Annotated in this window: 23 protein-coding genes; 11 read left to right on the top strand and 12 right to left on the bottom strand. The window is 72.3% G+C overall.

The annotated features are described in order from the left end of the window. The 3 genes from BC793_RS17815 to BC793_RS17805 are packed head-to-tail and all read left to right on the top strand — an operon-like array spanning position 1 to position 3,407. On the top strand, positions 1-498 hold the full coding sequence (locus BC793_RS17815) for a PH domain-containing protein (protein ID WP_109593666.1): 498 nt from the start codon (positions 1-3) through the stop codon (positions 496-498). Then, positions 495-1,925: a PH domain-containing protein gene (locus tag BC793_RS17810; RefSeq protein WP_109593665.1), complete on the top strand. Its 1,431-nt coding sequence runs from the start codon at positions 495-497 to the stop codon at positions 1,923-1,925. Before BC793_RS17815 ends, BC793_RS17810 begins: the two co-directional genes overlap by 4 nt. Positions 1,926-1,955: 30 nt before the next feature. Further along, positions 1,956-3,407, top strand: a complete 1,452-nt coding sequence (locus BC793_RS17805; RefSeq protein ID WP_146246325.1) for a GGDEF domain-containing protein — start codon at positions 1,956-1,958, stop codon at positions 3,405-3,407. Positions 3,408-3,411: 4 nt separating this feature from the next. On the opposite strand, the gene BC793_RS17800 is transcribed toward BC793_RS17805, so the two are convergent. Next, complete coding sequence (locus BC793_RS17800; RefSeq protein WP_109593663.1) at positions 3,412-4,278, bottom strand: hypothetical protein; 867 nt, start codon at positions 4,276-4,278, stop codon at positions 3,412-3,414. Between the two features lie 18 nt (positions 4,279-4,296). Continuing rightward, complete coding sequence (locus BC793_RS17795) at positions 4,297-4,851, bottom strand: TetR/AcrR family transcriptional regulator (protein ID WP_109593662.1); 555 nt, start codon at positions 4,849-4,851, stop codon at positions 4,297-4,299. A gap of 88 nt (positions 4,852-4,939) precedes the next feature. On the opposite strand from BC793_RS17795, the gene BC793_RS17790 reads away from it, so the two are divergent. Further along, positions 4,940-6,721 (top strand): ABC transporter ATP-binding protein, encoded by a 1,782-nt coding sequence (locus tag BC793_RS17790; protein ID WP_239170086.1) that lies wholly within the window; start codon positions 4,940-4,942, stop codon positions 6,719-6,721. 253 nt (positions 6,722-6,974) lie between these two features. Here the strand turns inward: BC793_RS17790 and BC793_RS17785 are convergent, their stop codons facing one another. Both BC793_RS17785 and BC793_RS17780 read right to left on the bottom strand, forming a co-directional pair. Continuing rightward, positions 6,975-7,724 (bottom strand): WD40 repeat domain-containing protein, encoded by a 750-nt coding sequence (locus BC793_RS17785; RefSeq protein WP_109593660.1) that lies wholly within the window; start codon positions 7,722-7,724, stop codon positions 6,975-6,977. A gap of 164 nt (positions 7,725-7,888) precedes the next feature. Then, entirely contained in the window at positions 7,889-8,884 is a 996-nt protein-coding gene (locus BC793_RS17780; protein WP_109593659.1) for a DMT family transporter, read from the bottom strand. 72 nt (positions 8,885-8,956) lie between these two features. Here BC793_RS17780 and BC793_RS17775 point away from each other — a divergent pair, with 72 nt between their 5' ends. Further along, a complete protein-coding gene (locus BC793_RS17775) occupies positions 8,957-9,919 on the top strand; it encodes a LysR family transcriptional regulator (protein WP_109593658.1) in 963 nt (320 codons plus the stop codon). Here the strand turns inward: BC793_RS17775 and BC793_RS17770 are convergent. Then, positions 9,812-10,681 (bottom strand): dihydrodipicolinate synthase family protein, encoded by an 870-nt coding sequence (locus BC793_RS17770; RefSeq protein WP_109594007.1) that lies wholly within the window; start codon positions 10,679-10,681, stop codon positions 9,812-9,814. The genes BC793_RS17775 and BC793_RS17770 overlap by 108 nt on opposite strands. Positions 10,682-10,751: 70 nt before the next feature. On the opposite strand from BC793_RS17770, the gene BC793_RS17765 reads away from it, so the two are divergent. After that, positions 10,752-11,621, top strand: coding sequence for a LysR family transcriptional regulator (locus tag BC793_RS17765; protein WP_109593657.1), 870 nt, complete (start codon positions 10,752-10,754; stop codon positions 11,619-11,621). Between the two features lie 153 nt (positions 11,622-11,774). On the opposite strand, the gene BC793_RS17760 is transcribed toward BC793_RS17765, so the two are convergent. Next, on the bottom strand, positions 11,775-12,398 hold the full coding sequence (locus BC793_RS17760; RefSeq protein WP_109593656.1) for an FMN-dependent NADH-azoreductase: 624 nt from the start codon (positions 12,396-12,398) through the stop codon (positions 11,775-11,777). A gap of 116 nt (positions 12,399-12,514) precedes the next feature. Here BC793_RS17760 and BC793_RS17755 point away from each other — a divergent pair, with 116 nt between their 5' ends. Continuing rightward, positions 12,515-13,033, top strand: a complete 519-nt coding sequence (locus BC793_RS17755) for a MarR family winged helix-turn-helix transcriptional regulator (RefSeq protein ID WP_109593655.1) — start codon at positions 12,515-12,517, stop codon at positions 13,031-13,033. Between the two features lie 167 nt (positions 13,034-13,200). On the opposite strand, the gene BC793_RS17750 is transcribed toward BC793_RS17755, so the two are convergent. Beyond that, complete coding sequence (locus BC793_RS17750; RefSeq protein WP_109593654.1) at positions 13,201-14,088, bottom strand: LysR family transcriptional regulator; 888 nt, start codon at positions 14,086-14,088, stop codon at positions 13,201-13,203. A 73-nt stretch (positions 14,089-14,161) separates the two neighbouring features. Here BC793_RS17750 and BC793_RS17745 point away from each other — a divergent pair, with 73 nt between their 5' ends. After that, the gene (locus BC793_RS17745) at positions 14,162-15,052 is read left to right on the top strand and encodes a DMT family transporter (RefSeq protein WP_109593653.1); all 891 of its coding nucleotides are present in this window, start codon (positions 14,162-14,164) and stop codon (positions 15,050-15,052) included. On the opposite strand, the gene BC793_RS17740 is transcribed toward BC793_RS17745, so the two are convergent. The 3 genes from BC793_RS17740 to mptB are packed head-to-tail and all read right to left on the bottom strand — an operon-like array spanning position 14,992 to position 18,915. Beyond that, positions 14,992-15,885, bottom strand: coding sequence for an NAD(P)-dependent oxidoreductase (locus tag BC793_RS17740; protein ID WP_275416194.1), 894 nt, complete (start codon positions 15,883-15,885; stop codon positions 14,992-14,994). The two genes, BC793_RS17745 and BC793_RS17740, sit on opposite strands and share 61 nt — an antisense overlap. 60 nt (positions 15,886-15,945) lie before the next feature. Further along, entirely contained in the window at positions 15,946-17,304 is a 1,359-nt protein-coding gene (locus BC793_RS17735) for a CotH kinase family protein (RefSeq protein WP_158319292.1), read from the bottom strand. 36 nt (positions 17,305-17,340) lie between these two features. Further along, complete coding sequence (mptB, locus tag BC793_RS17730; RefSeq protein WP_109593651.1) at positions 17,341-18,915, bottom strand: polyprenol phosphomannose-dependent alpha 1,6 mannosyltransferase MptB; 1,575 nt, start codon at positions 18,913-18,915, stop codon at positions 17,341-17,343. 492 nt (positions 18,916-19,407) lie between these two features. Between mptB and BC793_RS17725 the strand changes: the two genes are divergently transcribed. Continuing rightward, a complete protein-coding gene (locus BC793_RS17725) occupies positions 19,408-19,977 on the top strand; it encodes a barstar family protein (protein WP_109593650.1) in 570 nt (189 codons plus the stop codon). Between the two features lie 115 nt (positions 19,978-20,092). Here the strand turns inward: BC793_RS17725 and BC793_RS17720 are convergent, their stop codons facing one another. After that, positions 20,093-20,884, bottom strand: a complete 792-nt coding sequence (locus BC793_RS17720; RefSeq protein ID WP_109593649.1) for a DUF6807 domain-containing protein — start codon at positions 20,882-20,884, stop codon at positions 20,093-20,095. Between the two features lie 153 nt (positions 20,885-21,037). Between BC793_RS17720 and BC793_RS17715 the strand changes: the two genes are divergently transcribed. Then, entirely contained in the window at positions 21,038-21,376 is a 339-nt protein-coding gene (locus BC793_RS17715) for an STAS domain-containing protein (RefSeq protein ID WP_109593648.1), read from the top strand. On the opposite strand, the gene BC793_RS17710 is transcribed toward BC793_RS17715, so the two are convergent. Continuing rightward, on the bottom strand, positions 21,366-22,388 hold the full coding sequence (locus BC793_RS17710) for a BUD32 family EKC/KEOPS complex subunit (protein WP_203896268.1): 1,023 nt from the start codon (positions 22,386-22,388) through the stop codon (positions 21,366-21,368). The genes BC793_RS17715 and BC793_RS17710 overlap by 11 nt on opposite strands. Positions 22,389-22,471: 83 nt before the next feature. On the opposite strand from BC793_RS17710, the gene BC793_RS17705 reads away from it, so the two are divergent. Beyond that, positions 22,472-23,521, top strand: coding sequence for a serine hydrolase domain-containing protein (locus tag BC793_RS17705; RefSeq protein WP_109593647.1), 1,050 nt, complete (start codon positions 22,472-22,474; stop codon positions 23,519-23,521). Positions 23,522-23,543 lie beyond the last annotated feature (22 nt).

Below are 23,543 nucleotides of genomic sequence, written 5' to 3'. Positions count from 1 at the left end.
ATGCCCGTCACCACCCTCCCGCTCCGGCCACCGCGCCACCGGCTGGATCGCCGTTTCGTGCTCTGGCGCACGATCCAGGCGATCCTCTGGGGCGCCGGGGTGCTGGGCGTGCTCACCGCGATCTACGGGTACGCCGAGGTGACCCGCCCGTGGATCGGGCCGGTCCTGCTGGTCGCCGGTGTGCTCTACGCGGTCAACATCACGATCATGCCGACGTGGCGGTACCGGGTGCACCGCTGGGAGGCCACCGACGACGCCGTCTACGCGCTGACCGGCTGGCTCACCCGCCGGTGGCAGGTGGTCCCGGTCTCCCGGATCCAGAGCATCGACACCGAGATCGGCCCGCTCCAGCGGCGGCTCGGGCTCGCCACGATCAGCGTCACCACCGCCTCCTCGGAAGGGAAGATCACCATCGAGGGGGTGGGCACGGCCACCGCCGAGGAGGCCGTCGACCGGCTCCGGCGGATCACCGCGGCGACCGCCGGCGACGCCACATGACCACCGCCGGCGAGCCGTGGCAGCGCCTCGACGTCCGGCTCGTCTACCAGGCCCTGATCCGGGTGGCGCTGTCCCTGCCGCTCGGCGTCGTCGGCGTCACCGTCGGCGACGATCCGGTCTGGCCACTGGTCGCCGGCTCGTGCGCGGGCGTGCTCGGCGCGCTGTCCACCCTCGTCACCTGGCGGACCACCCGGTTCCGGATCACCGGCGAGCAGGTGGAGATGCACACCGGCTGGCTCGCCCGCCGGCATCGCATCGTCGCCCGGGACCGGATCCGGACCGTGGACGTGTCGGCCCGCCTCCTGCAACGGGTGCTCCGGCTGCGGACCGTGCACATCGGCTCCGGCGACCCCGGCGCCTCGTTCGACCTCAACGGCCTGCGGGAGCGGCAGGCGGCCGGGCTCCAGCTCGAACTGATGCCGGGCGCCACCCCGGACCGCGACCCCGGCGAGGGTACGGCCATCGCCCGCTTCCGGCACGCCTGGATCCCGCTGAACGTGATCTCACCGTGGTCGGTGTTCGCGGTCGCCGGCCCGGTGTTCGCCCTGCACTGGGCACTACGGCCGTTCGGTGTCGACCTGTTCGGGGCGGCGCGTGGGCTGCTCGGCGGGCCGCTTCCGGGATGGGCGGTCGCCGTCGCGCTGGTCGTCGCGTACCTGGCCGGGACCGCGGTCCGCGCCGGGGCGTTCATCGTCGAGAACTGGGGCTTCACGCTGCTGCGCGACGGCGGCGCCCTGGTGACCCGCCGTGGGCTGCTCACCACCCGTACCGTGCAGCGCGCCGACCGGCGCATCCGCGGCATCGCCCTGGACGAGCCGCTGCTGTGGCGCTGGCTGCAGCTCACCCGCACCCGGGTGCTCTCCACCGGGCAGGGCGCCGGCGGTGAGGCCGCCGTGTCCGACATCCTGCCGCGCACCCGGCTCGCCGAGGCCCGGGAGCTGGCGCCCCGGATCCTGCCGGACGGCGCCCGGCCCCTGGAGGCGGTGTTGCGCCGGCATCCCCGGGGCGCGCTGACACGCCGGCTCGGCCTGGCCCTCTACGGGCCGGCGCTGGCCTCCGGCGCGGGGCTGCTGTTCACCCTCAGCGGCGCGATCCCCGGCCGGTGGTGGCTGCTGCCGCTGGCGCTGATCCCGGTCACGGTCCCGCTGGCCGTGGTGGCGTACCGGTCGCTGGGGCACACCGTGTCCGGGGACTACGTGGTCGTGCGCACCGGGGTCTTCCACCGCCGCACGGTCGCCCTGCAACGGCGGGCGGTGATCGGATGGACGGCCTCCCAGTCGATCTTCCAGCGCTGGGGCGGCCGGATGACCGTCGGAATCCCGACCGGGGCCGGCGCCCGCCACTACGAGGCACCGGACATGAGCGTGCGGCAGGCGGTCACGTTCCTCACCGAGACGGCCGGAGCCCTCGGGCCCGAATCCCCCTGAGCGGCCACCCCGGGCTGCTTGAATGACGCGGTGAGGCCACCACTGTGGGGCTGGTACGTGCTGATCCTGGCGCTGGCGGTCACCGGGTATTTCTGGACACCCGACACCTGGCTGCAGACCATCGTCTACGACACGATCGCGCTGTCCGGTGTCGTCGCCATGGTGATCGGAGTCCGGCGCAACCGGGCCCCGGCCGCCCGGCTGTGGATGATGTTCGCCGGCTGCCAGCTGCTCGCGATCTGCGGCGACTTCACGTACGCCTGGTACGCGCGGCACCTGCACCTGTCCCCCTACCCCGGGCCCGCCGACGGGTTCTATCTGCTCGCCGGCGCCCTGGAGGTGGTGGTCCTGGTCCGGATCCTGCGGCGGCGGCTGCCCGAACGGGACGCGGCCGGCATCATCGAGGCCGTCATCCTCACCGGCTCGTGCGCCCTGATCGCGTGGGTGTATCTGATGAAACCGGTCACCCAGGACGACGAGCTCACCGCCGCCGGCCGGCTGGTCGCCATCGGCTACCCGGTCGTGGACCTGCTGCTGCTGACGCTGCTGGCCCGCATGCTGGTCGGCGGCGGCGCCCGCAACGGCGCGTTCCGGCTGCTCGCCTGCGGCATGACCTGCTACCTGGCGGCCGACTACGCCTGGGCCTTCACCGACCACTTCCAGTTCGAGGCGGGCACCTTCGCCAGCCACCTGATGGACGCCGGCTACCTGCTCGCCTTCGGCCTGTACGGCGCGGCCGGCCTGCACCCGGGCATCCGCGACCTGGCCGAACCGGTCCGGCTGACCGACCGCCGCTTCTCCCGATGGCGGCTCGGGCTCCTCACCACGGCGACGATGATCGCACCGGCGCTGCTCGTCGAGCAGGCGTGGTTCGCCGACAACCACGTGCCCGACGCCCAGGCGATCGCGGCCGGGTGCGTCGGGATGTTCCTGCTGGTGGTGGCACGGATGACGGTGCTGATCCGGCAGGTCGAGCGGCAGGCGTCGGTGCTGGAGAGCCAGGCCGAGGAACTGACCGAGCTGGCCCAGCGGGACACCCTGACCGGTCTGCCCAACCGGCGGGCGTGGGAGCAGTCGGTGCCGCTGGCCCTGGACCACGCCCGCCGCGACGGGAACCTCCTGGCCCTGGCGGTTCTCGATCTCGACCATTTCAAGCGGTTCAACGACGAGTACGGCCATCAGGCCGGCGACCGGCTGCTCAAGGAGGCCGCCGCGGCGTGGGCGGGCGGCCTGCGATCCGGCGACCTGCTGGCCCGCTACGGCGGGGAGGAGTTCGCCCTGATCATCCCGGACGGCGGGGCCGCGCTGGCCGGCGACCTGCTGGACCGGCTCCGCCCGCTGACCCCGTCCGGGCAGACGTTCTCCGCCGGTATCGCCGTGTGGGACGGCCAGGAGTCCTCGGAAGGGCTCTTCGCCCGCGCGGACGCCGCACTCTACGAGGCCAAGGGGGCCGGCCGCGACCGCGTGGCGCTCGCGGCCTGACCCCTCACCGGGGTTCGGCGCGCAGGATCCGGACCGAGCCGACGGTGGCGTACCCTCGCCACTCGAGGGCGGCCGCCGGGCTGTAGGCCGGGAAGTCGACGGTCCAGCCGCCGTCCGGTTGCTGGCTCGTGGCGAGCCGGTCCAGGTCGGCGGCGACGGCCTCCTTGCTGAACAGCGCCCGGGACGGTCCGTCGGCGTACGGGGTGAAGGAGAGCGGGTGCAGCACCTCACCGTCCGTACCGCCGACCGGCGTGGGACCGTCGGTCCGCACGTGCCCGGCGACACGTTCCAGCAGCGGGCCGGGGTCGGGGACGGCGTCCAGGAACTGCATGACGAACATCAACGAGTACGCACTGGGCGCCCCGGTCAGCCCGTCGATCACCCCCAGGCACCAGGAGGTGGCGCCGGTCAGCCACGGATGCTCGGCCAGGTCGGGACGGTCCCGGGCCAGCCGGTGCGCCTGGGCGGCGAGCTGGGTGGTCATCTGCAACGACGAGGCGTCCGGGTCGGCGGTCGTCCAGTGCGGGGCGCTGCCCTCGATGTCGGCGAACGGCAGCGCGAACGGGATGCCGCCGTCGCTGAGCGAGTGCTCGGCCAGCCAGTCGAACAGCCGCGGTGTACGCGAACTCGTGTCACCGACCTCGGCCAGCACCTCGAGAGCGTGCATGGCGGCGACCGGCTGGCTGGTCACCGACCGCAGATCGGGCTCCAGCGCCCAGCCGTAGCCGCCGTCGGGGTTGCGGTAGGCGTCCAGCGCCGTCAGCACCTGCTCGGAGGTGGCCCCGCCGAGCAGGTGACGCATGCGGCGCCAGTCGAGGGCACGGCCGTTCATCGCGACGAACCTGGCCGCGCGGTCGAGATCGAAACTCATGCCCCTGATCCTGCCCGGTCAGGGATGCGGGCGCACAGCGCCGGACACGCACCGCAGCACCAGCCGTAGCGTGTCGTGCCGGGACGCGCCGTGCTCGGCCAGATAGTTCCACCCGGCATAGAGCTGCGACCAGAGCAGATTCTGCACCCAGACCGGCGGCAGCTCCGGGTCGATGCTGCCGTCGGCGTGCCCGCGCCGCACCATGGCGTCGAACCCCTCGTCACAGCCACCCTCCTCGCCCTCGAACGTCACCTGCTCGAGGAAGAGCAACGAGAGCACGTCACCGAGATCGAAATACTCCTGGCAGAGGCGGGCCAGGGCGGTGGCGCCGGGGCCCTCGTCGATCCGGGCGCGGACGGCGGCCCGGTCGAGACGGGCGGTGGCCTCGGCACGCAGGGCGGTGAGCAACTCGCCGCGCTCCGGGAAGTAGCGGTGCAGCGTGGTGCGCCCGACGTCGGCCGCCTCCGCGACGTCACCGAGGGACGCGGCCGGGTTGCGGGCCAGCACCTCGATCGCCGCGTCGAGGATCGCCTGCCGGGTCCGTGCCCGGCTGCCGGTGTGGACGCTCGTCACCGGCGCAGAATAGCACTTGCCCAGAACGGAACAGCAGTGTTCCACTATGGGAATGCCGGATTCCACGCGACTGAGAACACTCCTCACCGTGCTCCGCCCACATCGCCGCACCATGCTGCTCGGCCTCGCCCTCGGCCTGGCCGCCAACGCCGCCGGGCTCGCGACACCGATGGTCACCAAATGGGTGCTCGACAGCTTCTCCGGCGGCGTCGACCTGGCCCGCCCGGTCGCCGTCCTGGCCTGCCTCGTCGTCATCGGCGCGGCCATCGGCCTCTGGCAGTGGATCCTGATGGGCACCCTCGCCGAGCAGATCGTGCTGGACGCCCGCACGTCGGTCATCCGGCGCTACTTCCGGGCCCGGGTCCTCGACCTGCAGCGTCGCCCGACCGGCGAGCTGGTCACCCGGGTCACTTCCGACACCGCCCTGCTGCACGCCGCGTCCGGCAGCCTCGTCGGGCTGATCAATGCGGGTGTCGGCCTGGTCGGCACCCTGATCCTGATGGCCGTGCTCGACCTGCCTCTGCTCGGATGCACGCTCGCCGCGGTCGTCGTGGTCGGCCTGCTGATGAGCCGCCTGCTGCCCCGCATCGGCGCCGCGCAGACGGCCGCGCAGGAGTCGGTGGGCCGGCTCGGCGCCAACCTGGAGGGGTCACTGCGGGCCATCCGCACCGTCAAGGCGAGCCGCGCCGAGACCCGCCAGAGCGAGGAGATCATCGGCAACGCCCGCGACGCCGCCACCCACAGCGTCCGCGCCGCCCGGGTCTCCGCCGTCGTCTGGACCATCTCGTGGTCCGGCGTCCAGCTCTCGGTGATGCTGATCCTCGCCATCGGCGCCTGGCGCGCCGGCCAGGGCCTGCTGGAGGTCTCCACGCTGGTGGCGTTCCTGCTCTACGTCTTCCAGCTGATGGGCCCGATCAGCGAGCTGACCCAGAACCTCACCGCCCTGCAGTCCGGCATGGCCGCCGCCGGCCGCATCAACGAACTCGACACGATCGGCCTGGAACCCGACGACCCGCACCCGGCCCCGTCTGCCGGCCCGCACCCGGCGTCGCCCTCGTCGCCCTCGACCGCCGGGCCGACCCCGCTGCCGGTGACCGCCTCGGCGTTCCCGTCCCCGCGCTCGGAGCCGCCGGCGGATTCACCCGCGGGGCCGATTCTGGTCCTACAGGGTGTCACCGCCCGCTACGGGCCGGACGTGCCGCCCGCGGTCCGCGGCATCGACCTGGAGATCCCCCGGCACGGCCACACCGCCATCGTCGGGCCGTCCGGTGCCGGCAAGACCACCCTGTTCTCGCTGCTGCTGCGCTTCCTCGAGCCGGAAGCCGGCCGGATCCTGCTGAACGGCCGGCCCTACTCCGAGTGGAGCCACTCCGACGTCCGGGGCAGGCTCGCCTACGTCGAGCAGGAGACCCCGGTGCTGCCGGGCACGATTGCGGACAACCTGCGGTTCACCCATCCCGACGCCACCGACGATGAGGTACGAACGGTGTTGTCCGCCGTTCGACTCGAAGGCATCGACCCCGCCCTCGGTGCCACCGACGTGTCCGGCGGCCAGCGGCAGCGGATCGCCCTGGCCCGTGCGCTGCTGCGCACCCCCGACATCCTCCTGCTGGACGAGGCGACCGCCCAGGTGGACGGATTGACCGAGGCCGCCGTGCAGGATTGCATCCGGTCCCGGGCGGCGACCGGCGCGGTGGTGACGATCGCCCACCGCCTGTCCACCGTCCTGGACGCCGACCGCATCATCGTCCTGGAGGACGGCCGGGTCCGGGCCCAGGGCACCCACACCGACCTGTACCACTCCGACGACCTGTACCGCCGCCTGGTCGAGGCCCTCCGGATCTCCGCCGACACCTCCTCATACGTCTGAGTCGCACCGCGCCGTCGCCGTGGCCGTCACCCTCGCCGTCGTCGGCGGCGGCGGCCCGATCGCGCAGCGTCAGCTACGGCCGGGCCCTCGATGGGGGCCGGCTCCCTGGTCCGGCCCCCATCGAGGACCGCTCCGTGGCCCGGCCCTCGGTCGAGGACCGCTCCGTGGCCCGGCCCTCGGTCGAGGACCGCTCCGTAGCCCGGCCCTCGGTCGAGGACCGCTCCGTGGCCCGGCCCTCGGTTGGGGCGGCTCCCTAGCCCGGTGGCGGCCGGTGCTCCAGGAAGCCGGCCTCACCGCCGGCAAGAAGGAACAGGTCGCCGTCGGTGGTGGCCGCCAGGTCTGCCACCTGACTCCGCGCCGACAGCACGTCGACGATCCGGTGCTCGGCGACGTCCCAGATCGCCACCTCATGCGTGTGGATCACTCCGGCCAGCAGGCGATCGCCCGAGTGGAAGCAGACCACCGGCCGCTCCGGTGCCGACTCGGCAACACCCGGTGCGGCGACACCCGGTGCGGCAACGCTCGGGGTGGGGGCACCCGGGGTGGCGGTCACCTGGAGATCGCCGGCCCGGTCTGCCGTCACGGTCACCGGGCGACCGTTGAGGTAGGCCGTCGGGTGCTCGCCGAACTCGTCCTTGGCGGTCTTCCGGCCGGAGACCAGGTCGATCAGAACGCCCCGCCACGGGTCTCCGGTCAGGGAGGCCACCAGACGGCCGCCGATCGAGAAGAGGCCCAGGTGGGAGCCGCGGCGGCCGGTCAGCGCCACCGAGGACAACGGCGAACCGTCGACGGCATCCCAGAGTCGCAGCACGTTGCCGCGGTCGATCGAGGCCAGGTAGAGCCGGCCCGCATGGTGGCCGAACGCCATCTCCATCAGGTCGGCCGTGCGGTCGGTGTGCCGCGATGCCAGCAGCTCACCGCTGCGCCGGTAGAGGCGCAGGCATCCGCTCCGGTCCCCGACCGCCATCACGTCGGCTCCCGGCGCGCAGGCGATCGCCGTCACGAAACCGTCCGCGGGTGGTCGGGGGCCGGTGCTCCAGGCCTGCCGCCAGCATGTGGGCGGGCTCGAGACCGCCTCGGGGGAATCCTTGACCAGCGTCTGCCGCAACGGTGCCGCCCTTCCCCGGTGAAGTGACGAGCCCCATCGTAGACCCGCCCGGCCGCCGATCAGCGACTGTCCACAGGTGATCCGGCCGGGTTCGCCAGGTCCGGCGTCGCGCGGCGGTTCACGACCGAAGTCGGGGTTGGGGCCGGGTCCGCGGCCGGGATCGCCGCCGGGGCCGGGATTGCGGTGCGGGACGGGACGGTGGAGCGGCGGGGGCGAAGCTGGACGACGGCGACCGAGGCGAGCACCAGCACCCCACCCGCGAGCTGGGCGGGTGTCAGGAACTCGCCGAGTGTGACGGCGGCCAGGGCGGTGGTGACGACCGGCTCGACGGTGGAGAGGATGGCGGCCGTCGAGGGGCCGGTGCGGCGCAGGCCGGCGAAGAACGTGAGGGACGCCAGCACCGTGGAGACGACCGCGATGCATGCCACCCAGAACCAGCCGACCGCACCGAACCCGAGGTCCACTCCCCCGGTGACCACCGACTTCCCGGCTAGGGCGACCGCCGCGCCGGTCATCACCAGAGTGGACAGCAGCACCGGGGACGCGCTGCGCAGCACACGGTCCGAGACGAGGATGTAGACGGTGTAGGTCAGGGCGGCCCCGAAGCCGAGGGCCGCGCCGACCGGGTCGATCGTGCCGGTACCTGCTCCGAGCAGGACGAGCAGGGTTCCGGCCGAGGCGACGGTCAGGGCGGTCGCGCGGTTGCGGGTCATCCGGTCCCGGCGCAGCAGCACCGCGGCGACGGTGACCATCAACGGGTACGTGTAGAGGATCAGTGACAGCAGCGACGCGTCCATGACCCGCAGCGCCTCGAAGAAGAGCGTCGCCTGGGTGGCGAACCCGACCGCCCCGAGGGCGAGCGCGGTGACCACGATCCGGGCGCCGATCCGCGGGGCGGGCCGGATCGCCAGGAACCCGGCGAGGATCAGTGCGGCCAGGGCGAACCGCACCAGGAGCAGCGCGGACGGGGAGACTCCGGCGTCGTACGCGAACTTCCCGAAGATCGACATGGCGCCGAAGCCGGCAGCGGAGAGCAGGCAGAGCAGGGGACCCATAGGGAAAGCATCGAGCCTGCAACCATGCAGGTCCAGTGATGATTACTGGAGTTGAATGATTAGGATTCGTGCATGGTCACGCTGGATCTGCGCCGTCTCCGCTTCCTGCGGGAGTTCGAGGAACGCGGCACTCTCGGCGCGGTCGCGACCGCCCTCGGGTACAGCCCGTCCGCCGTCTCCCAGCAGTTGACCGTCCTGGAGAAGGAGGTCGGCACGCCGTTGCTGGAGCGGGCCGGCCGTGGCGTGCGGCTCACCGACGCGGGGCGGCTGCTGGCCCGGCACGCCCGGGTGCTGCTCGCCGCGGCGGAAGCGGCGATGTCCGACCTGGCGGCACTGGGCGAGGAGGTCCGGGGTACGGTCCGGGCCGGCGGCGTCCAGTCGGCCGCCCGCCATCTGCTGGTCCCGTCGCTGGCCCGGATGACGTCGGATCATCCGCTGGTCCGGGTGGAGGTGTCCGAGCTGGAGCTGGAGCAGGCGCTGCCCGGTCTGCGACTGGGTTCGGTCGACCTGGTGATCAGCGACGACTACGACGGCCATCCCCGTCCCCGGCCGGCCGGCATGCGGTTCGAGCCGCTGCTGTCCGAGCGGCTGTTCATCGTGCTTCCGGCGGCCCATCCGCTCGCCGCGCCGGGCGGGCCGGTGGCGCTGGCCGACCTGCGGGACATGGTGTGGGTGTCCTCCGACGAGACCACCGGCCACCACGCGATGATCGTCGGCAACTGCCGGTCGATCGGCGGTTACGAGCCGGACGTACGGCACCACTCCAACGACGCGGACGTGCAGCTGGCGGTGGTCCGGCAGGCGGCGGCGGTCGCCCTGCTGCCCCTGCTCAATCTGCCGCCGGAGGACCCCACCCTGGCCTACCGCCCGGTGGCGGAGACCGACCTGGGCCGCCGCCTGTTCACCGTGACCCGCGACCGGCCGATGTCACCGGCGCTGACCGCCTTCCTGCGCGTGGTGACCGACCAGGTCGGCCGCCTCGCCTCCGGCCAGGGCCGCGTCGACACTCTCCCGCGTGGCGGGGAGCAGCGGTAGGCGTACCGATGCGGTCGGAATGCGGCCCTGCGCGCACAGCATCCCCTTGATCACCGTCGGGTTGGGCTCGGCGAACAGCGCCCGCGACAGCTCCGCGAGCCGCCCGCCGAGACTCCGGGCCCGCTGCACGTCGCCGTCGCGCCAGGCCGCCGCCATTTCCACGAACGACCGCGTCGCCACGTGCGCGGACGCGAGGATCCCGCCGTGCGCACCGATCGCGAGCATCGGCGAGATCAGCGGATCGTCCCCGCCGAGCAGCGAGAACCCCGGCGGCAGCTCGTCGATCACCTCGACGGTCCCGGTCGTGTACTTCATCCCGACCACCCCGGGAATCGCGGCCAACCGCCGGATACTCGTGATCGACAGCTCCTGCCCGGTCCGGTACGGCACGTGGTAGATCACCAGCGGCACGTCGCCGGCCAGCGCCTCGAAGTGCGCGACCACCCCGGCCTCGCCCGGCCGCACGAACGGCGGCACCAGGCTCAGCGCCGCCGTCACTCCCGGCCGCGCGGCCAGGTCGGGCCGCGCCCCGACGATCAGCGGCACCCCGCGTTCTCGGGCCACCCGGACGGTGACGTCGACGACCGCCTCCTGCTCCGCGGCGCTCAGCGACCCCGGCTCCCCGGTCGTCCCGAGCGCGACCAGGCCGGCCGCGCCGTCGTCGAGGACCTGATGGGCCAGCCGTTCCAGCACGTCAAGGGCCACCGCACCATCAGGGGCGAAGGGCGTGATCAGGGGTACGAAGATCCCGTGCAGTTCCATGCCGAAAGCCTCCACCTGCTCGAGCATCAGGTCCAGTTCACCTTTCTGAGGTGATGCGTAAGCTGAACTGATGCTCGACGTGCGCCGGCTCCGTCTCCTGTGCGATCTGGCCCGCCTCGGCACGATCGCCGCCGTCGCGACCGCCCACACGTACACCCCGTCGGCCGTCTCCCAGCAGCTGTCCGCACTGGAACGCGAAGCCGGTCTCCCCCTGCTCGAACGCACCGGCCGCCGGGTCGCCCTCACCGCCGCCGGCCGGCTGCTCGTCCAGCACGCCGAGACGATCCTGGCCGCGCTGGAGCAGACCGATGCCGCACTGGCCGCCGCCCGGACCGGCCTCTCCGGCGAGTTGCGCATCGGCGCCTTCCCGTCGGCGATCCGTGCCCTGCTCACCCCGGCGCTGATCACGCTCGGCGACCGGCACGCCGAACTCGACCTGCAACTCACCGAGCTGGATCCGGCCGAGGTCCCGGCCGCACTGCGGGACCGCCGCCTCGACGTGGGCCTCATCCAGGACTACGACGTGGTGCCGATGGAGACCGGCCCCGGCCTGGACAGCGTCCCGCTGCTCGACGAGACGGTCCATCTGGCCCTCGCCGCCGGGCCGGAGGTGAGCGGGCTGCGCGACGTCAGCCGGGCCGGGTGGATCCTGGCGAGCCCCGGCACGCTCTGTCACACCGCGACGCTGACTCTCTGTACGGCGGCCGGGTTCACGCCACGGGCCCGGCATCGGGTCGACGACTTCGGCACCGTCCTGGCCCTGGTCGCCGCCGGTCAGGGTGTCGCGCTCGTTCCGCAGTTGGCCACCGACCGGTTGCCGCCCGGCGTACGACTGCTGCCCCTGCCGACCCGCCGCCGCACCCGGGTCGCGTTCCGGCAGGGCGCCGCCGGCCATCCGGCCGTCGCCGCCTTCATCGCGGCGCTCCCGTCACTGATCTGAGCTGCACGAACGACTCGCGCCGCGCGGACGCCGTCCCCAACCGGCTGCCTGACCAACCCGGGCGCCGCCCCGGCCCGGCCGCCTGACCAGCCCGGGCACCGTCGCGCCGCGGGCGTCTCACCGGCTCGCGGACCGCGCCCCGTGGCGGCGGGTTCAGACGCGGGCGGCGAGGGTGCGGCCGGCCTCGATGGCGGCCTCGTGGGCGGACTTGCGCATGACCGCGGCCGTCTCGGTGAAGGCGTCGAGGGCCGGGTTGACGCCGACCAGGGTGAACTCGCGCTCGACCAGGGTGAGGTCGGCGCCCCAGATGTCGCCGACGACGCGGCGCAGGTAGTCGGTGTTGTGGTCCCAGCCGTCGCGGGGCGTGCCGGGGCCGTACGAGCCGCCGCGGGTGGTCAGGACGACGACGGGCTTGCCGTCGAGGAACTTCTCGCCGTTCTCGCCGCCGGCCATGGCCAGGTCGAACCAGGTCTTGACGTGCTGGGAGACACCGTAGTTGTAGAACGGCAGGGCCAGGATCGCGGCGTCGGCGGCACGCAGCTCGTCGGCCAGCTCGCCGGCCAGGGCGACGGCGCTGTGGTGGGCCTCGCTGCGGTGCTCGGCGGGAACATAGGCGGCCTGGATGGCGGTGGCCCAGGCGTCGGCGGGCAGCGGGCTGGCACCGATGTGGCGGCGGACGATCGGAGCACCGCCGAGTTCCTGCTCGACGAGGTCGGCGAGCTCGGTGCTCGCGGAGTTCGGGCCCAGGATGCTGGCGTCGACACGCAGAACGGCCATCGAATTCTCCAAATTTCGGTGTCAAGTCCGAATGTGTTGAACTTGAACGTTCAAGGCGAAGCATGACACCGCAAGTGTTGAACGTTCAAGGGGTTCGTCGCGTATTCTTCTGAACCGTGAGCGACCCCACACCCGTCCCCTGGCTCTCCGACCACGAGACGAGCGCCTGGATCGCGCTCACGATGGTGCTCACCAGCCTGCCGCCCGCCATCGACGCGCAGCTCAAACGGGACGCCGGGATCAACTTCTTCGAGTACACGATCCTGTCGTCGCTGTCGCAGGCGCCGGGTCGTGCCGTACGCATGGGAAACCTCGCCCACCTGGCCGCCGGATCACCCTCGCGCCTCTCGCACGCCGTCTCCCGCCTGGAGAAACACGGCTGGGTCGCCCGTCGGGTCTCGATCGACGCCAACGAGACCCGCTGCATCGAGGCGGTCCTCACCGACGCCGGCTGGGACGCGGTCGCCGCCGCCGCACCGCGGCACGTGCGCGAGGCCCGCCGCCTGGTCTTCGACGTCCTCACCGAGGATCAGGTCACCCAGCTCGCCAAGATCGGGCGGCAGCTCCTGGGCGCCGCGGCCCCGCACCTGACCGCCTGCATGGGCGACGAAACCACCCCGTCCGCGGCCTGCTGACCAGCCGCCGGCACCGCGCTCTGCTCACCCAAGATCAGGCCGAGCCAAGCCGGGCCGGCCCGGGCCAGACCGGGCCGGGCCAGACCGGGCCGGGCCAGACCGGGCCGGGCCAGACCGGGCCGGGCCAGACCGGGCCGGGCCAGACCGGGCCAGACCGGGCCAGACCGTCAAGTGGCGATCGACGTCAGGGTGTCGAGGACCGTGCGGACCGCCGCCCGGTGCAGTGTCTCCGGCCGGGCCAGGACGTCGATGTGCCGGGCGGCGGGTATGCCGGCGAGCGGCCGCAACGCCAATCGCGGGTCCGGGCTGGTCGTACGGCCCGGCAGCAGCGCCAGCACCTCGCCGGCCGCGACCACCGAGGCGGCGACCGTGAACTCGTTGATCCGGTGCCGGATCTCCAGCGGCCGCCCGGCCGCCGCGGCGATCGCCGTCAGCACCTCGGCGAGCGGAAACCCCTCGTGCACGCTGATCCACGGCCACCCTGCGACGTCGGCGGCGGCGAGCCGGTCCCGCGCGGCGAGGGGATGGTCCGCGGACATCGCGACGTACAGCGGCTCCTCGATCAACGGGATCACCGTGAGCCGGTCGGCCGGCCAGGGCGGGCTGTACGCCAACCGGTGCGCCACCAGCAGGTCGTAGTCCCCGACCAGCGCGGGGAAGTCGGCGTGCGCCACGTCCTCGTCGGCGCACCGCACCGGCGGGCCGCCGATCTCGGCCAGCCGGGTGATCAGCGGCGCGAACCAGCTCAGCCCGGCGCTGTGGAAGGCGGCCACGCTGACCGGGTCACCCGGCGCGTCGAGATGGTCGCCGACCGCCCGTGCGGCCCGGTCCAGGGCGGTCATCACGTCGACCGCGGCCGCGGCGAGGGCCCGGCCGGCTCCGGTGAGGGCCAACCGGCGGCCGCGGCGCTCGGTGAGCGGGACCCGGGCCGAGCGCTGCAGCGTGTTCAGCTGCTGGGACACCGCGGAGGGGGTGATGTGCATCGCACGGGCGACCGCGGCGACGCTGCCGCGCTCGCCGAGTTCCCGTAACAGCCTCAGGTGATGCGGATCCATAAGGCCTCGCTACATCGTCGGTTCACCGGTTGGCCTCTTGTCTACCGTATCGGCGGGCCGCAGGCTTCCTGCTGTGACCGGAGACCTTCTTCTACTGGCCGTCGCCGCCGTCTGGGGCAGCAGCTATCTCGCCGCCAAGACGCTGGTGGCGGCGGCCGGCGTGCTCGTCATCCTGGCCCTGCGCTACCTGGTGTCGATGCTCGCGATGCTGCCGCTGATGATCGGCCGGCGGGTGCAGCGGCGGGAACTCGCCGTCGGGGTCCTGCTCGGCTGCACGCAGGCGTCGGTGCTGGTGCTGGAGACCTACGGGGTGTCGCTGACCAGCGCCACCAACGCCGGGGTGCTGATCAGCCTGACCATCCTGCTCACGCCGCTGATGCAGGGCGGGTTGCCGGCACGGTTCCTGCTGGCCGCGGCGGTTGCGACCGCGGGGGTGATCCTGCTGGTGGCGGGGCCGGGGTTGCGTACCCCCTCGGTCGGTGATCTGTTGATGCTGGCCGCCGCGGTGGTCCGCGCCGTGCACGTGAACCTCTCCGCGCGACTGGCCCGGCCGTCCTTCGACACGGTGACCCTCACGACGTTGCAGACGGTGGTCGGCGCGGTGGTGTTCACCGTCGCGGCGTGGCCGCTGGCCACCGGGGGCCTCGGAACCGGTGAGTGGCTCGGCGTCCTCTACCTGGCGCTGGGCTGTAGCGTCTTCGCGTTCGTGGTCCAGCTGTGGGCGATCCGCCGGACGTCACCGGCCCGCGCGAGTCTCCTGCTCGGCACCGAACCGGTCTGGGCGGTGCTGATCGGAATCAGTCTCGGTGGTGAGCACCTGACGGTCCTCGCGGGTCTCGGCATCGCCCTGGTCCTGGCCGGAACCTACTGGGGCCAGCGGGTCGAACGCCGGCACCGCACCACTCAGCTCGCGGACCGGGCCTCCAACGCGCGGATCACCGCCGCCATGTCCTCGCCTCCGTAGCCGGCGCGGTCGGTCTCGGTGTAGAGCGCCCGGCACACGTCCAGCAGCGGTGTCGCGAAGCCCGCCTGCCGGGCGGCGCCCACGACGAGTTCGTTGTTGTAGAGCACGTCGCGGATCGCGGCTTGCACCTCGAAGTCGCGGTCCCGCAGTTTGCCGGCCTTGACCCGGGACACCGTGCTGGCCATGGGGCCGGCGTCGAGTGCCGCCGACAGCGTCGCCGGGTCGAGCCCGTGCCGTTCGGCGAAGTGGAACGCCTCCGCCAGCCCGGTGACCATGCTGATCAGGAACGTGTTGACGGCCAGCTTCATCAGCAGCGCCCCCGGCACGTCGCCGCAGCGCACGATCTCCCGGCACATCGGCCGCAGCAGATCCTCGATCCGCGGATCCCCTCCGGCGATCATCACCACCAGGTCACCGGTCTCCGCCGGGCCGCGGGACCCCGAGACCGGAGCTTCGACGTACGCCCCACCGGCCCCGATCACCTCGGCGCCGAGCCCGGCCGAGTATGCCGGGGCGGTGGTGCCCATGTGCACGACCGTCCGGCCGGCCACCAGTTTCCCGAACGTATCGGTTCCCCGGCCCAGCACGTCGTCGATCACCCGGTCGTTGGCCAGCATCAGGATGACGGTCCCGGCCGTGGCGAAGACCTCCGCCGGATCGCCGGCCACCGCCGCGCCGGCCTCCCGCAGCGGCCCGGCCCGCTCCGGGCTCCGATTCCACACGATCAACTCGGTACCGGCGCGGGCGAGATTGAGCGCCATCGGCTGGCCCATCACCCCGAGTCCGACGAATCCCACGGTCACGCCCCCGACGTTACGGCCGCCGGCCGGCACCACCGCAGTCCAATCCGCACCTCCTGGCCACCGTCGGCGGGGCCGGCCCGGGTTCGGCTGTCAGACGAAGTGACCCTTGATGGCGTCGGACTCGGTGCTCACGGTCTCGGCGCTGATCAGGTCGCCGGCCCCGGCGGTCAGGACGGCTGCCCGGGTCTGCAGGATCGACGCCGCCTTCCCGCTGGTGTAGAGGGTGGCCTTGAGGTCGGTGAGCGCTTTGTCGTACGACGCCTTGAAGGTCTTGTCGGCGTTGAACCGGGTGACCAGGATGTTGCTGCGCCCGCCGGGACCACCGCCCGCGCCGCGCCGTTCCTGGCCGCCGCCCGCCGGAGCCTGCCCGTCGCCCGGCGGCCGGCTCGGGGTCTGGCCGTCGGCCGGTGCGCCGCCGCCGCGGTTGCCGCCACCGCCGCCCATGCCGCCGAACGCCAGGTTGTGGTCCCAGGCGACCACCGTGAACTGATCCTTGCCGGTCGTGTATCGCAGGTAGGAGTTGTTGCCCGGCCCGTCGATGTCGTCGGTGTTCTTGACCAGCTCCTGGAATGCCAGGTACCGGGCGAACGCGGCGACGTCGAGGTGCCGGGAGAGTTCGGCGGCGAAGGTGGCGTCGTCGGACTCGTTGATGAACTTGAGGAACGCCGCGAGCGGGGCCACGTTCGGATGGTCGGTGTCGGTCTCCTGGTCGAAGACGTCCTGGTAGCTGTCCGCGTCGTCGCCGCGGTACGAGTAGTCGCCGCCGCTCTCCGCCTTGTAGAGGATGCCGGCGGAGGCGAAGTTGTCGGCGTCCCATTTGTCGGCCGGGTTCTCGATGACGAGCCGCAGCACCTCGCTGCCGCCGTTGACGCTGAGCCGGGTGGACGCCGACTTCTGGGTGGCCAGTCCGGCGACGGCGAGCAGCTCCAGGGCGACGGCCTCGTTGAGGGCGCTGTCGGTGTTGTTGGAACGGACCACGAACTCGGTGTATCCGCCCAGCTCCTGGCCGTCGGTGTACTTGTCGAGCCGCACCAGCCACGGCAGATCCTGGGGATCGTCCGCCGAGATGCTGCCGCCCGGGCCGCCGCCACCCCGGTTGCCGGTGCTCGCACTCGCACCCGACCGGGTGAGCCCGCGCAGGGTCGAGTTGCCCTTGAGCCGCAGACCGGCCTTCTCGAACGTCGTCCCGTCGATGGTGACGGTCGCCTCCAGCCACTCCTTGGACTGATCGGCGAGGTAGGCGTCGATCACCTTGTCGTAGGCGTCCTGATCGAAGGTCAACTCGATGTCATGCACCTGGGTGGCGTCGAAGAGCCCACTGCCCGCGGTGGCTGCCGTGCTTCCGGCGGCACCGCTCGAACCGGGCGAGCAACCGCCGGCGACGGCCAGGCCGACCGCCCCGAGCAGGGCCGCGCCGAAGGACCGGCGGGACAGGGTGTGAGCGGGCATGCGGGCCATCCTTCGTCGCCACGGGAGCTGGACGACTCAAGGAAAGGTCGCCTCCTGAGGATCTGCTTGTGGCACGGCTGTGCGCCGCCTGATAAACCGGACCGCCAGCACGATCAGCAGGATCGTCATGAGCGGCGCACCCGGGAACTTCACGAAGCGGGGCAGGCCGCCACCGTCCGGCAGCACCGAGAACGCCGCCACCATGGTGATCCACATGAACGCGCTGGTCCGCACGGTGACGGCGGCGAGCAGGGTGAGCGGCCACATCAGATACCAGGGGTGGAAGACCGGCGACAGCAGGACCAGGGCGGCCATCCCGAAGGCGGCTCCCCGCAGGGCGGCCGTGACCCGGTCCGCGGCACGCAGCGCGGCGACGAAGAGCATGACGAGTACGGTCGTGAGCGCCACCAGCGCCAGCGCCCGCACCGGCGGCACCGCGTCGAACCCGGGGAACAGCGCCTGGCCGGCGTAGGTGAGGGTCATGCCGATCGCGGTCGGGGGTGAGGTGAACTGGATGATCGTGGTGCTGCCCCGCATCGCGGGCACCCAGCCGAAGCCGAGGCCGCTCGCCACGGTCACCGCCAGCAGCGCTGCCACCGATGATCCGCCGACCAGCGCTGCCGCCCTGGCCAGCGGGCCGATCTCGGCGCGCAGGCCCCGCCAGCGGTCCGGCCGACCCGGGCCGGCCGCGGAGTTCAGCGGGTCCGGGTGATCCGGAACGGTCGCGGACGACAGCGGGTCCGGGTGATCCGGAACGGTCGCGGATGACAGCGGGTCGGGCCGATCCGGAGTGGTCAGGCGGCGCATCGCGATCACGACCGCGAACGGGATCACCACGATCGCGGTCGCTTTCACGGCGACCGCGAATCCGAGCAGGACACCACCGGTGAGCAGCGGGATCGGGCGGGCGTCCGCTCGTACGATCAGGAAGAGAGCGGCCACCAGCAACGCGATCATGACCGCGTCGTTGTGTGGCGCGGCCAGCATGTGGGCGCCGATCAGCGGCCCGGCGAGCGCGACCCAGACGGCGCGTTCCGGCGCGATGCCGCACCGGCGCGCCAGCGCCGGCAGGCAGGCGGCGACCACGACGATCGCGGCCAGGGTGACCAGGCGGAAGACGACGATGGTGCCGGTCAGCGACTGGCCCACCGCGACCGCGGCGCCGGCGATCAGGAGAAACAGGGGGCCGTACGGGGTGACGGTGTCCCGCCAGATCTCCGCCACCGTGTCCAGCCAGGTGCACGGCAGCGCCGAGACGCCCAGCCGGTACGGGTCCAGCCCGTGCGTGAACATCTCACCCTGGCAGGCATAGGAGTACACGTCGCGGCTGCCCATCGGCGGCACGAACAGGAACGGCAGCAGCCAGAGGAAGACTGTCCCAATCGCCCACCGCAGCGACGGAACCCGGTCGCGCGCGGACCACCAGGCGTAGGCGGCCAGGGCTGTCCCGACGAGCCAGAGTCCGAGAATGACCGGCCCGTAGGTACTGCGGGCGACGCTGAGCGGGGTGGCCTCCAGATCGGCGCCCGGTAGTGCGCCGCCGAGCCATCCGGCGCCCGCCAGCATCAATGAACCGGCCAGCCCCAGCCACCGGAGAATACTCAGCCCCATAGCCGTCGAGCTTCGCGCATCGGGGGGCGGCGCGGTGCACCAGGGTCGGGCCGAAGGTGTTGCGGCCGTGGTGGGCTGACCGATCTCGGCGTGATCACCTCGGGTCAGGTGTCTCGGATGGTCGGCGGGCGCACGGCCATCTTGGAGAGCTTTCGCGGTCACGGTCTCGTTCCGTGTGGGGTCGGGGTGCGAGCGAGGGCAGGGACGCACACAAGAGTTGTGTGGGCTCTGGTCGTTGCCATGACGTGGTTCCACGCACACGATCCGGCCATCGTGTGCGTTCATCCGTGCCAGAACGAAGCGGTAGCCCACGTTGAGCGATCGTGGGCGCTGATCGACGTCGCCGGCGCTGCCGTCCGGCGAAAGTCGAGAGCCGCGACCGCTGTCCCGGTCTCACAACGGTCTGTTCACTCGTGCTCGTGTCGAGGTCTGGCACGCCGTCATCATGGAACCCGATGAGGGCCGAGATGGGGGCCTGCGAAGATCGGCGGCATGACGGAACCATCACTGACCGAGTGCCGGGAGCCTTGGGTGATCTTCACCCGGGCCGATGATCCCTGGGTCGACGGCGAGGCACAGCGGCTGAGGGACGCGGGTGGGGCGGTGGTGCGGCTCGACGGGCGGGAGCTGCTGGAGCCGGGCTCGCTGATGGCGGCGTTCGCGCGGGAGGTGGATCTGCCGGCGTATTTCAGCCACAACTGGGACTCGCTCGCCGCCAGTCTGCACGAGCGGCACAGTCATACGGCGGCGACGTCTGATCTGGCGATTCTGATCGAGCACGCGGACCCGTTGCTGGGCGCCGATCATCTAGGGTTGTTCGTGGCGGTTCTGTGTCAGGGGGCCTGGCAGGCGAACCTGCGGATCGACGGCGACGGGTCTCTCGACGTCGACTACAACGAGCGGAACGCCCTGCACGTCGTGTTCCTGCTGGACGAGACGGACCCGGCGGAGTTCGCCGGGCCGGCGGCCACCGACGAGGACGTCTGGGTGGAGCTGGTGGACGGGCGGCTCACCGCGAGCAACACGGGCGAGGAGTGGCCGGCCGCGCCCAGGGAACGGTGAGCGGTCAGGGTTCGCGGACCCTGAGCACACCGGCCGTTCCGGGCCGGCGGCCACGGGACGAGCGGCCACTGAGCCGGCCCGCCACTGAGCCGGCGGCCACCGGGCGGGCGGGCGGCTACACGGCGGCGGCTACCTCGTCGCGGGTCAGGCGGCCGTCGGCGATCAGGACGGTGATCTCGCGGGTCAGGGGGATGCCCGGCTTGATGGTGAGCGGGTCCTCCCAGGCCAGGGCGGCGCAGACACCGTTGTAGTCGCCGGTGCGGGCGAACCAGCGGTCGTCGCCGTCCAGACCGGTGAAGACCAGGGTGTACGCATCCTCGACGGACAGTGCCAACCAGGGGTCGGTGGAACCGTGCGGTTCACCACCGGACGGGGTGAACGCCACCGCGGCGCCCTCGGTGGCGCGCCAGAAGAAGCCGCCGTAGCCCGCTCCCCCGGTGCGCCCGTTCGTCGCCGGGCTCCCGATCGTCACCTCTGACTGGGCGGGGGCCCCTAGCGCGTACCGGAAGAAAAGCCGCCAACCGCGCGGGCCCGGGCGGGCGGTGACCGAACGCTGCTCGCGAAGCAGGAGCCGGCCGCCCGCGTCGACCCATCGCAGGTTCTCGGTGAAGCCGCCGGGAAGCGGCGTGCGGCCCTCGGAGAGGACGCGGCCGTGGTCGTCGCGCCAGATGTAGCCTTGATCGCGCACGTAGGTGCGGCCGCCCCAGACGTTGATACCGTCGACGTCCTGCATGGTGACCGACACCCCGAGATGCCAGGGGTGGTCCTCCGGGAGTTCGGCGGTGACGACCGTGCCGCCCAGGGTGCGCACCGGGTGCAGGTAGGGGCGGGGCGCGAGACGGATGTCGAGTTCGGGGGCGTCCACATAGGTGGCCACCCGGGTTCCGTCCACGTGCAGCTCGGTCATCCGATCCCCCACCTCCAGGAAAGCGCTTTCCAGCAGCCTAGTGGCCCCGACCGCGAACGGGCAAGCGAGAGAAGTTCTCCACCAACCAGGTGATCCGGGCCCGGAACCGGCCACGGTGCCGGAGAATCAGGGCTTCGACGGAGGGGAAGTGAAATGACCGGCCCGTTCACGGTGTGCAAACACGACGACGGTGACGGCGTCGTGCGGATCATGGTCAGCGGCGAGATCGACCATGACGTCGGTGAGGCGCTCAGCCTCATCCTGATCAACGCCGCCGAGCAGACCGGGGTCCGCCACGTGGTGGTCGACCTCGCGGCAGTGCCGTTCCTCGGCGCGGCGGGTGTGCGATGCCTGCTCACCGGCCGGCAGGTGGCGCTACGGCACGGCCGGGCCCTCAGCGTGGCCAACGCGCAGGGCATCGTCCGGGACACGCTCCGGGCCGCCGGCGTCGCCGGGATACTGTCCGTGGAGAAGGGCGCCGTCAGCGCCTGAGCGCCGCGGCGAGCATCTCGGCGGGAAACGGCGTGCGCTTGCTGACGTGCCACAGCTCCTCGAAGAACTCGCCCATCACCAGCGCGGCCGGCAGGTGACAGCGGACCATGCGGGCGGCCGGCCCGGGGAGGCCCAGGCCGGCCGGATCCGCGGCGAACGCGCGGAGCCGATCCAGGACCTCCGGCCAGGGCACCTCCAGTAGCTTGCTGATCAGCCACCGGGCGAGGTGGGCCGCCGTGTAGGCACGGTCGTAGTCGCGGTGCCGCCGGTGGAAGTCCGCCTCGGCGGCGTCGAAGTCGAACCCGGTGTGGGCGGCCAGCCCGAAATCGGCGAAGTAGACGCGGCGCCCGTCGGTCAGCAGGTTGAGGAAGTGCGCGTCGAAATGGGTCAGGCCCTGCGAACCCAGGAACGCCACACCCTCCTGAACGGCGCGGTCGACGACGGCGTACGCCTCCTGGTCGCCGGCCGCGACCCGCCCGGTCAGCCACGCGTCGACGGTCAGCGGAATGTGCTCCATGAACAGGACCACGGCGGCCGTGGCCGCGTCGATCGCCTCCAGCCGGGCACGGATCGTCTCGTCGCCCTCCCAGTGCCGCACCCATTGCTCCACCTCACCGGGGCCGGCCGGGTTCGGCGGTTGCGGCAGCACACGCCAGTGGTGGACGAGCGGGAAACCGGCGTACCGGCCCTCCAGCACCCACGCGGTCGTCATGGTGTGCACGGCGAGCTCCCGCCAGGCGCCGAACCCGACCGAGCCGATGCCGTACTGGTAGAACGGCGGGAGGCCGAACAGGTTCGCCGTCGAGCCGACGTTCTCCGGGCGCCGCTCCAGGTCGGTCAACGGCACCAGTTTGACGAAGACCGGAACACCGTCGACGGTCGTCGTCGCGGTCCGCCCGCCGAAACCGGCCGTCGTCTCCCCCAGCAGCGCCGTGATGCCGGCGTCGTCCAGGGCGGCCAACCGCGCCGACAGCGCACGGTGCCGGCCGACCCGTTCGAGATCGTCTTCCACTGTCCACACTCTAGCCAGCCCTACCCTCTCTCCGGTGGTCAGCAGGATCGAGCCGGCCCCTTGACCCGGCCTAGCGTGTCGTCATGCGTTCACTCCTGATCTCCGCACTCCTGGCCGTGACCGGGACGCCGGTGCCGTCCGCCGAGTTGCAGCGGCATACCGACGCCGTCCACGCGCTCGGCATCGTCGGCGCGCAGGCCCGTTTCGTCGCCGGGGACGGCCGCGGCCACGTGGCCACCAGCGGTACCGGCGATCTGCGCACCGGGCTCCCGGTGCCACCGGACGGACGTTTCCGCATCGCGAGCACCGGCAAGATGTTCACCGCCACCGTGATCCTGCAACTCGCCGGCGAGGGACGCCTGAGTCTGGACGAGCCGGTGGAGCGCCGGCTGCCCGGCATGGTGCGGGGCAACGGCAACGACGGGCGGCGCATCACCGTACGCCAGCTGCTCCAGCACACCAGCGGCCTCCACGACGACATCCCGGACCACGGCACCTTCACCCCGGAGGAGCTGGTACGGCGGGCGATGACGCACCGGCCGGACGCCCCGCCCGGTACCGCCTGGAGCTACTCCAACACCGGGTACATCCTGCTCGACATGATCATCGAGCGGGTCACCGGGCGGCCCTGGTACGACGAGGTGGAACGCCGGATCGTCCGGCCGCTCGGGCTCACCGGAACGTCCTGGCCGGGCGGCTCACCGGTGATGCCGCGGCCGCACGCCCGCGCGTACCGGCTCGCCGTCGACGTCACCGATCAGGCACCGGCCGACACCGGGTCGGCGATCGTCTCCACCACGCGGGACGTCACCATCTTCCTGCGGGCGCTGTTCGGTGGGCGGCTGCTGCGGCCGGCAGAGTTCGCCGAGATGACCCGTACCGTCCCGGTCGACGTGCCGGGCATGCCCGGCGCACGGTACGGCCTGGGCATCTTCCAGCGTCCCCTACCCTGCGGTGGCACGTACTGGAGTCATCCCGGCGGCTGGGGCGGGTACATCACCGACAACGGCGTCACCCCCGACGGCCGGCGCAGTGTGGTGCTGTCGGTCAACAGCGTGCTCGGTGACGCGCCGGACGATCACCTCCGGCAACAGCAGGCGGCCGACACGCTCGTCGAAGGGGCGCTGTGCTGAGAACGCATGTTTCGGACTTGAA

Source organism: Actinoplanes xinjiangensis (genome assembly GCF_003148685.1).
Taxonomy (GTDB): Bacteria; Actinomycetota; Actinomycetes; order Mycobacteriales; family Micromonosporaceae; genus Actinoplanes; species Actinoplanes xinjiangensis.
The sequence above is the reverse complement of the archived record's forward strand: the minus strand, read 5'-3'. Positions and strand labels throughout refer to the sequence as shown.

Coding starts and splice junctions, on each gene's coding strand:
- BC793_RS17815 (WP_109593666.1), top strand. CDS start 1: ATGCCCGTCACCACCCTCCCGCTCCGGCCACCGCGCCACCGGCTGGAT.
- BC793_RS17810 (WP_109593665.1), top strand. CDS start 495: ATGACCACCGCCGGCGAGCCGTGGCAGCGCCTCGACGTCCGGCTCGTC.
- BC793_RS17800 (WP_109593663.1), bottom strand. CDS start 4,278: ATGAGTTTCGATCTCGACCGCGCGGCCAGGTTCGTCGCGATGAACGGC.
- BC793_RS17780 (WP_109593659.1), bottom strand. CDS start 8,884: ATGGGTCCCCTGCTCTGCCTGCTCTCCGCTGCCGGCTTCGGCGCCATG.
- BC793_RS17775 (WP_109593658.1), top strand. CDS start 8,957: ATGGTCACGCTGGATCTGCGCCGTCTCCGCTTCCTGCGGGAGTTCGAG.
- BC793_RS17770 (WP_109594007.1), bottom strand. CDS start 10,681: ATGGAACTGCACGGGATCTTCGTACCCCTGATCACGCCCTTCGCCCCT.
- BC793_RS17765 (WP_109593657.1), top strand. CDS start 10,752: ATGCTCGACGTGCGCCGGCTCCGTCTCCTGTGCGATCTGGCCCGCCTC.
- BC793_RS17760 (WP_109593656.1), bottom strand. CDS start 12,398: ATGGCCGTTCTGCGTGTCGACGCCAGCATCCTGGGCCCGAACTCCGCG.
- BC793_RS17750 (WP_109593654.1), bottom strand. CDS start 14,088: ATGGATCCGCATCACCTGAGGCTGTTACGGGAACTCGGCGAGCGCGGC.
- BC793_RS17735 (WP_158319292.1), bottom strand. CDS start 17,304: ATGCCCGCTCACACCCTGTCCCGCCGGTCCTTCGGCGCGGCCCTGCTC.
- mptB (WP_109593651.1), bottom strand. CDS start 18,915: ATGGGGCTGAGTATTCTCCGGTGGCTGGGGCTGGCCGGTTCATTGATG.
- BC793_RS17725 (WP_109593650.1), top strand. CDS start 19,408: ATGACGGAACCATCACTGACCGAGTGCCGGGAGCCTTGGGTGATCTTC.
- BC793_RS17720 (WP_109593649.1), bottom strand. CDS start 20,884: ATGACCGAGCTGCACGTGGACGGAACCCGGGTGGCCACCTATGTGGAC.
- BC793_RS17715 (WP_109593648.1), top strand. CDS start 21,038: ATGACCGGCCCGTTCACGGTGTGCAAACACGACGACGGTGACGGCGTC.
- BC793_RS17705 (WP_109593647.1), top strand. CDS start 22,472: ATGCGTTCACTCCTGATCTCCGCACTCCTGGCCGTGACCGGGACGCCG.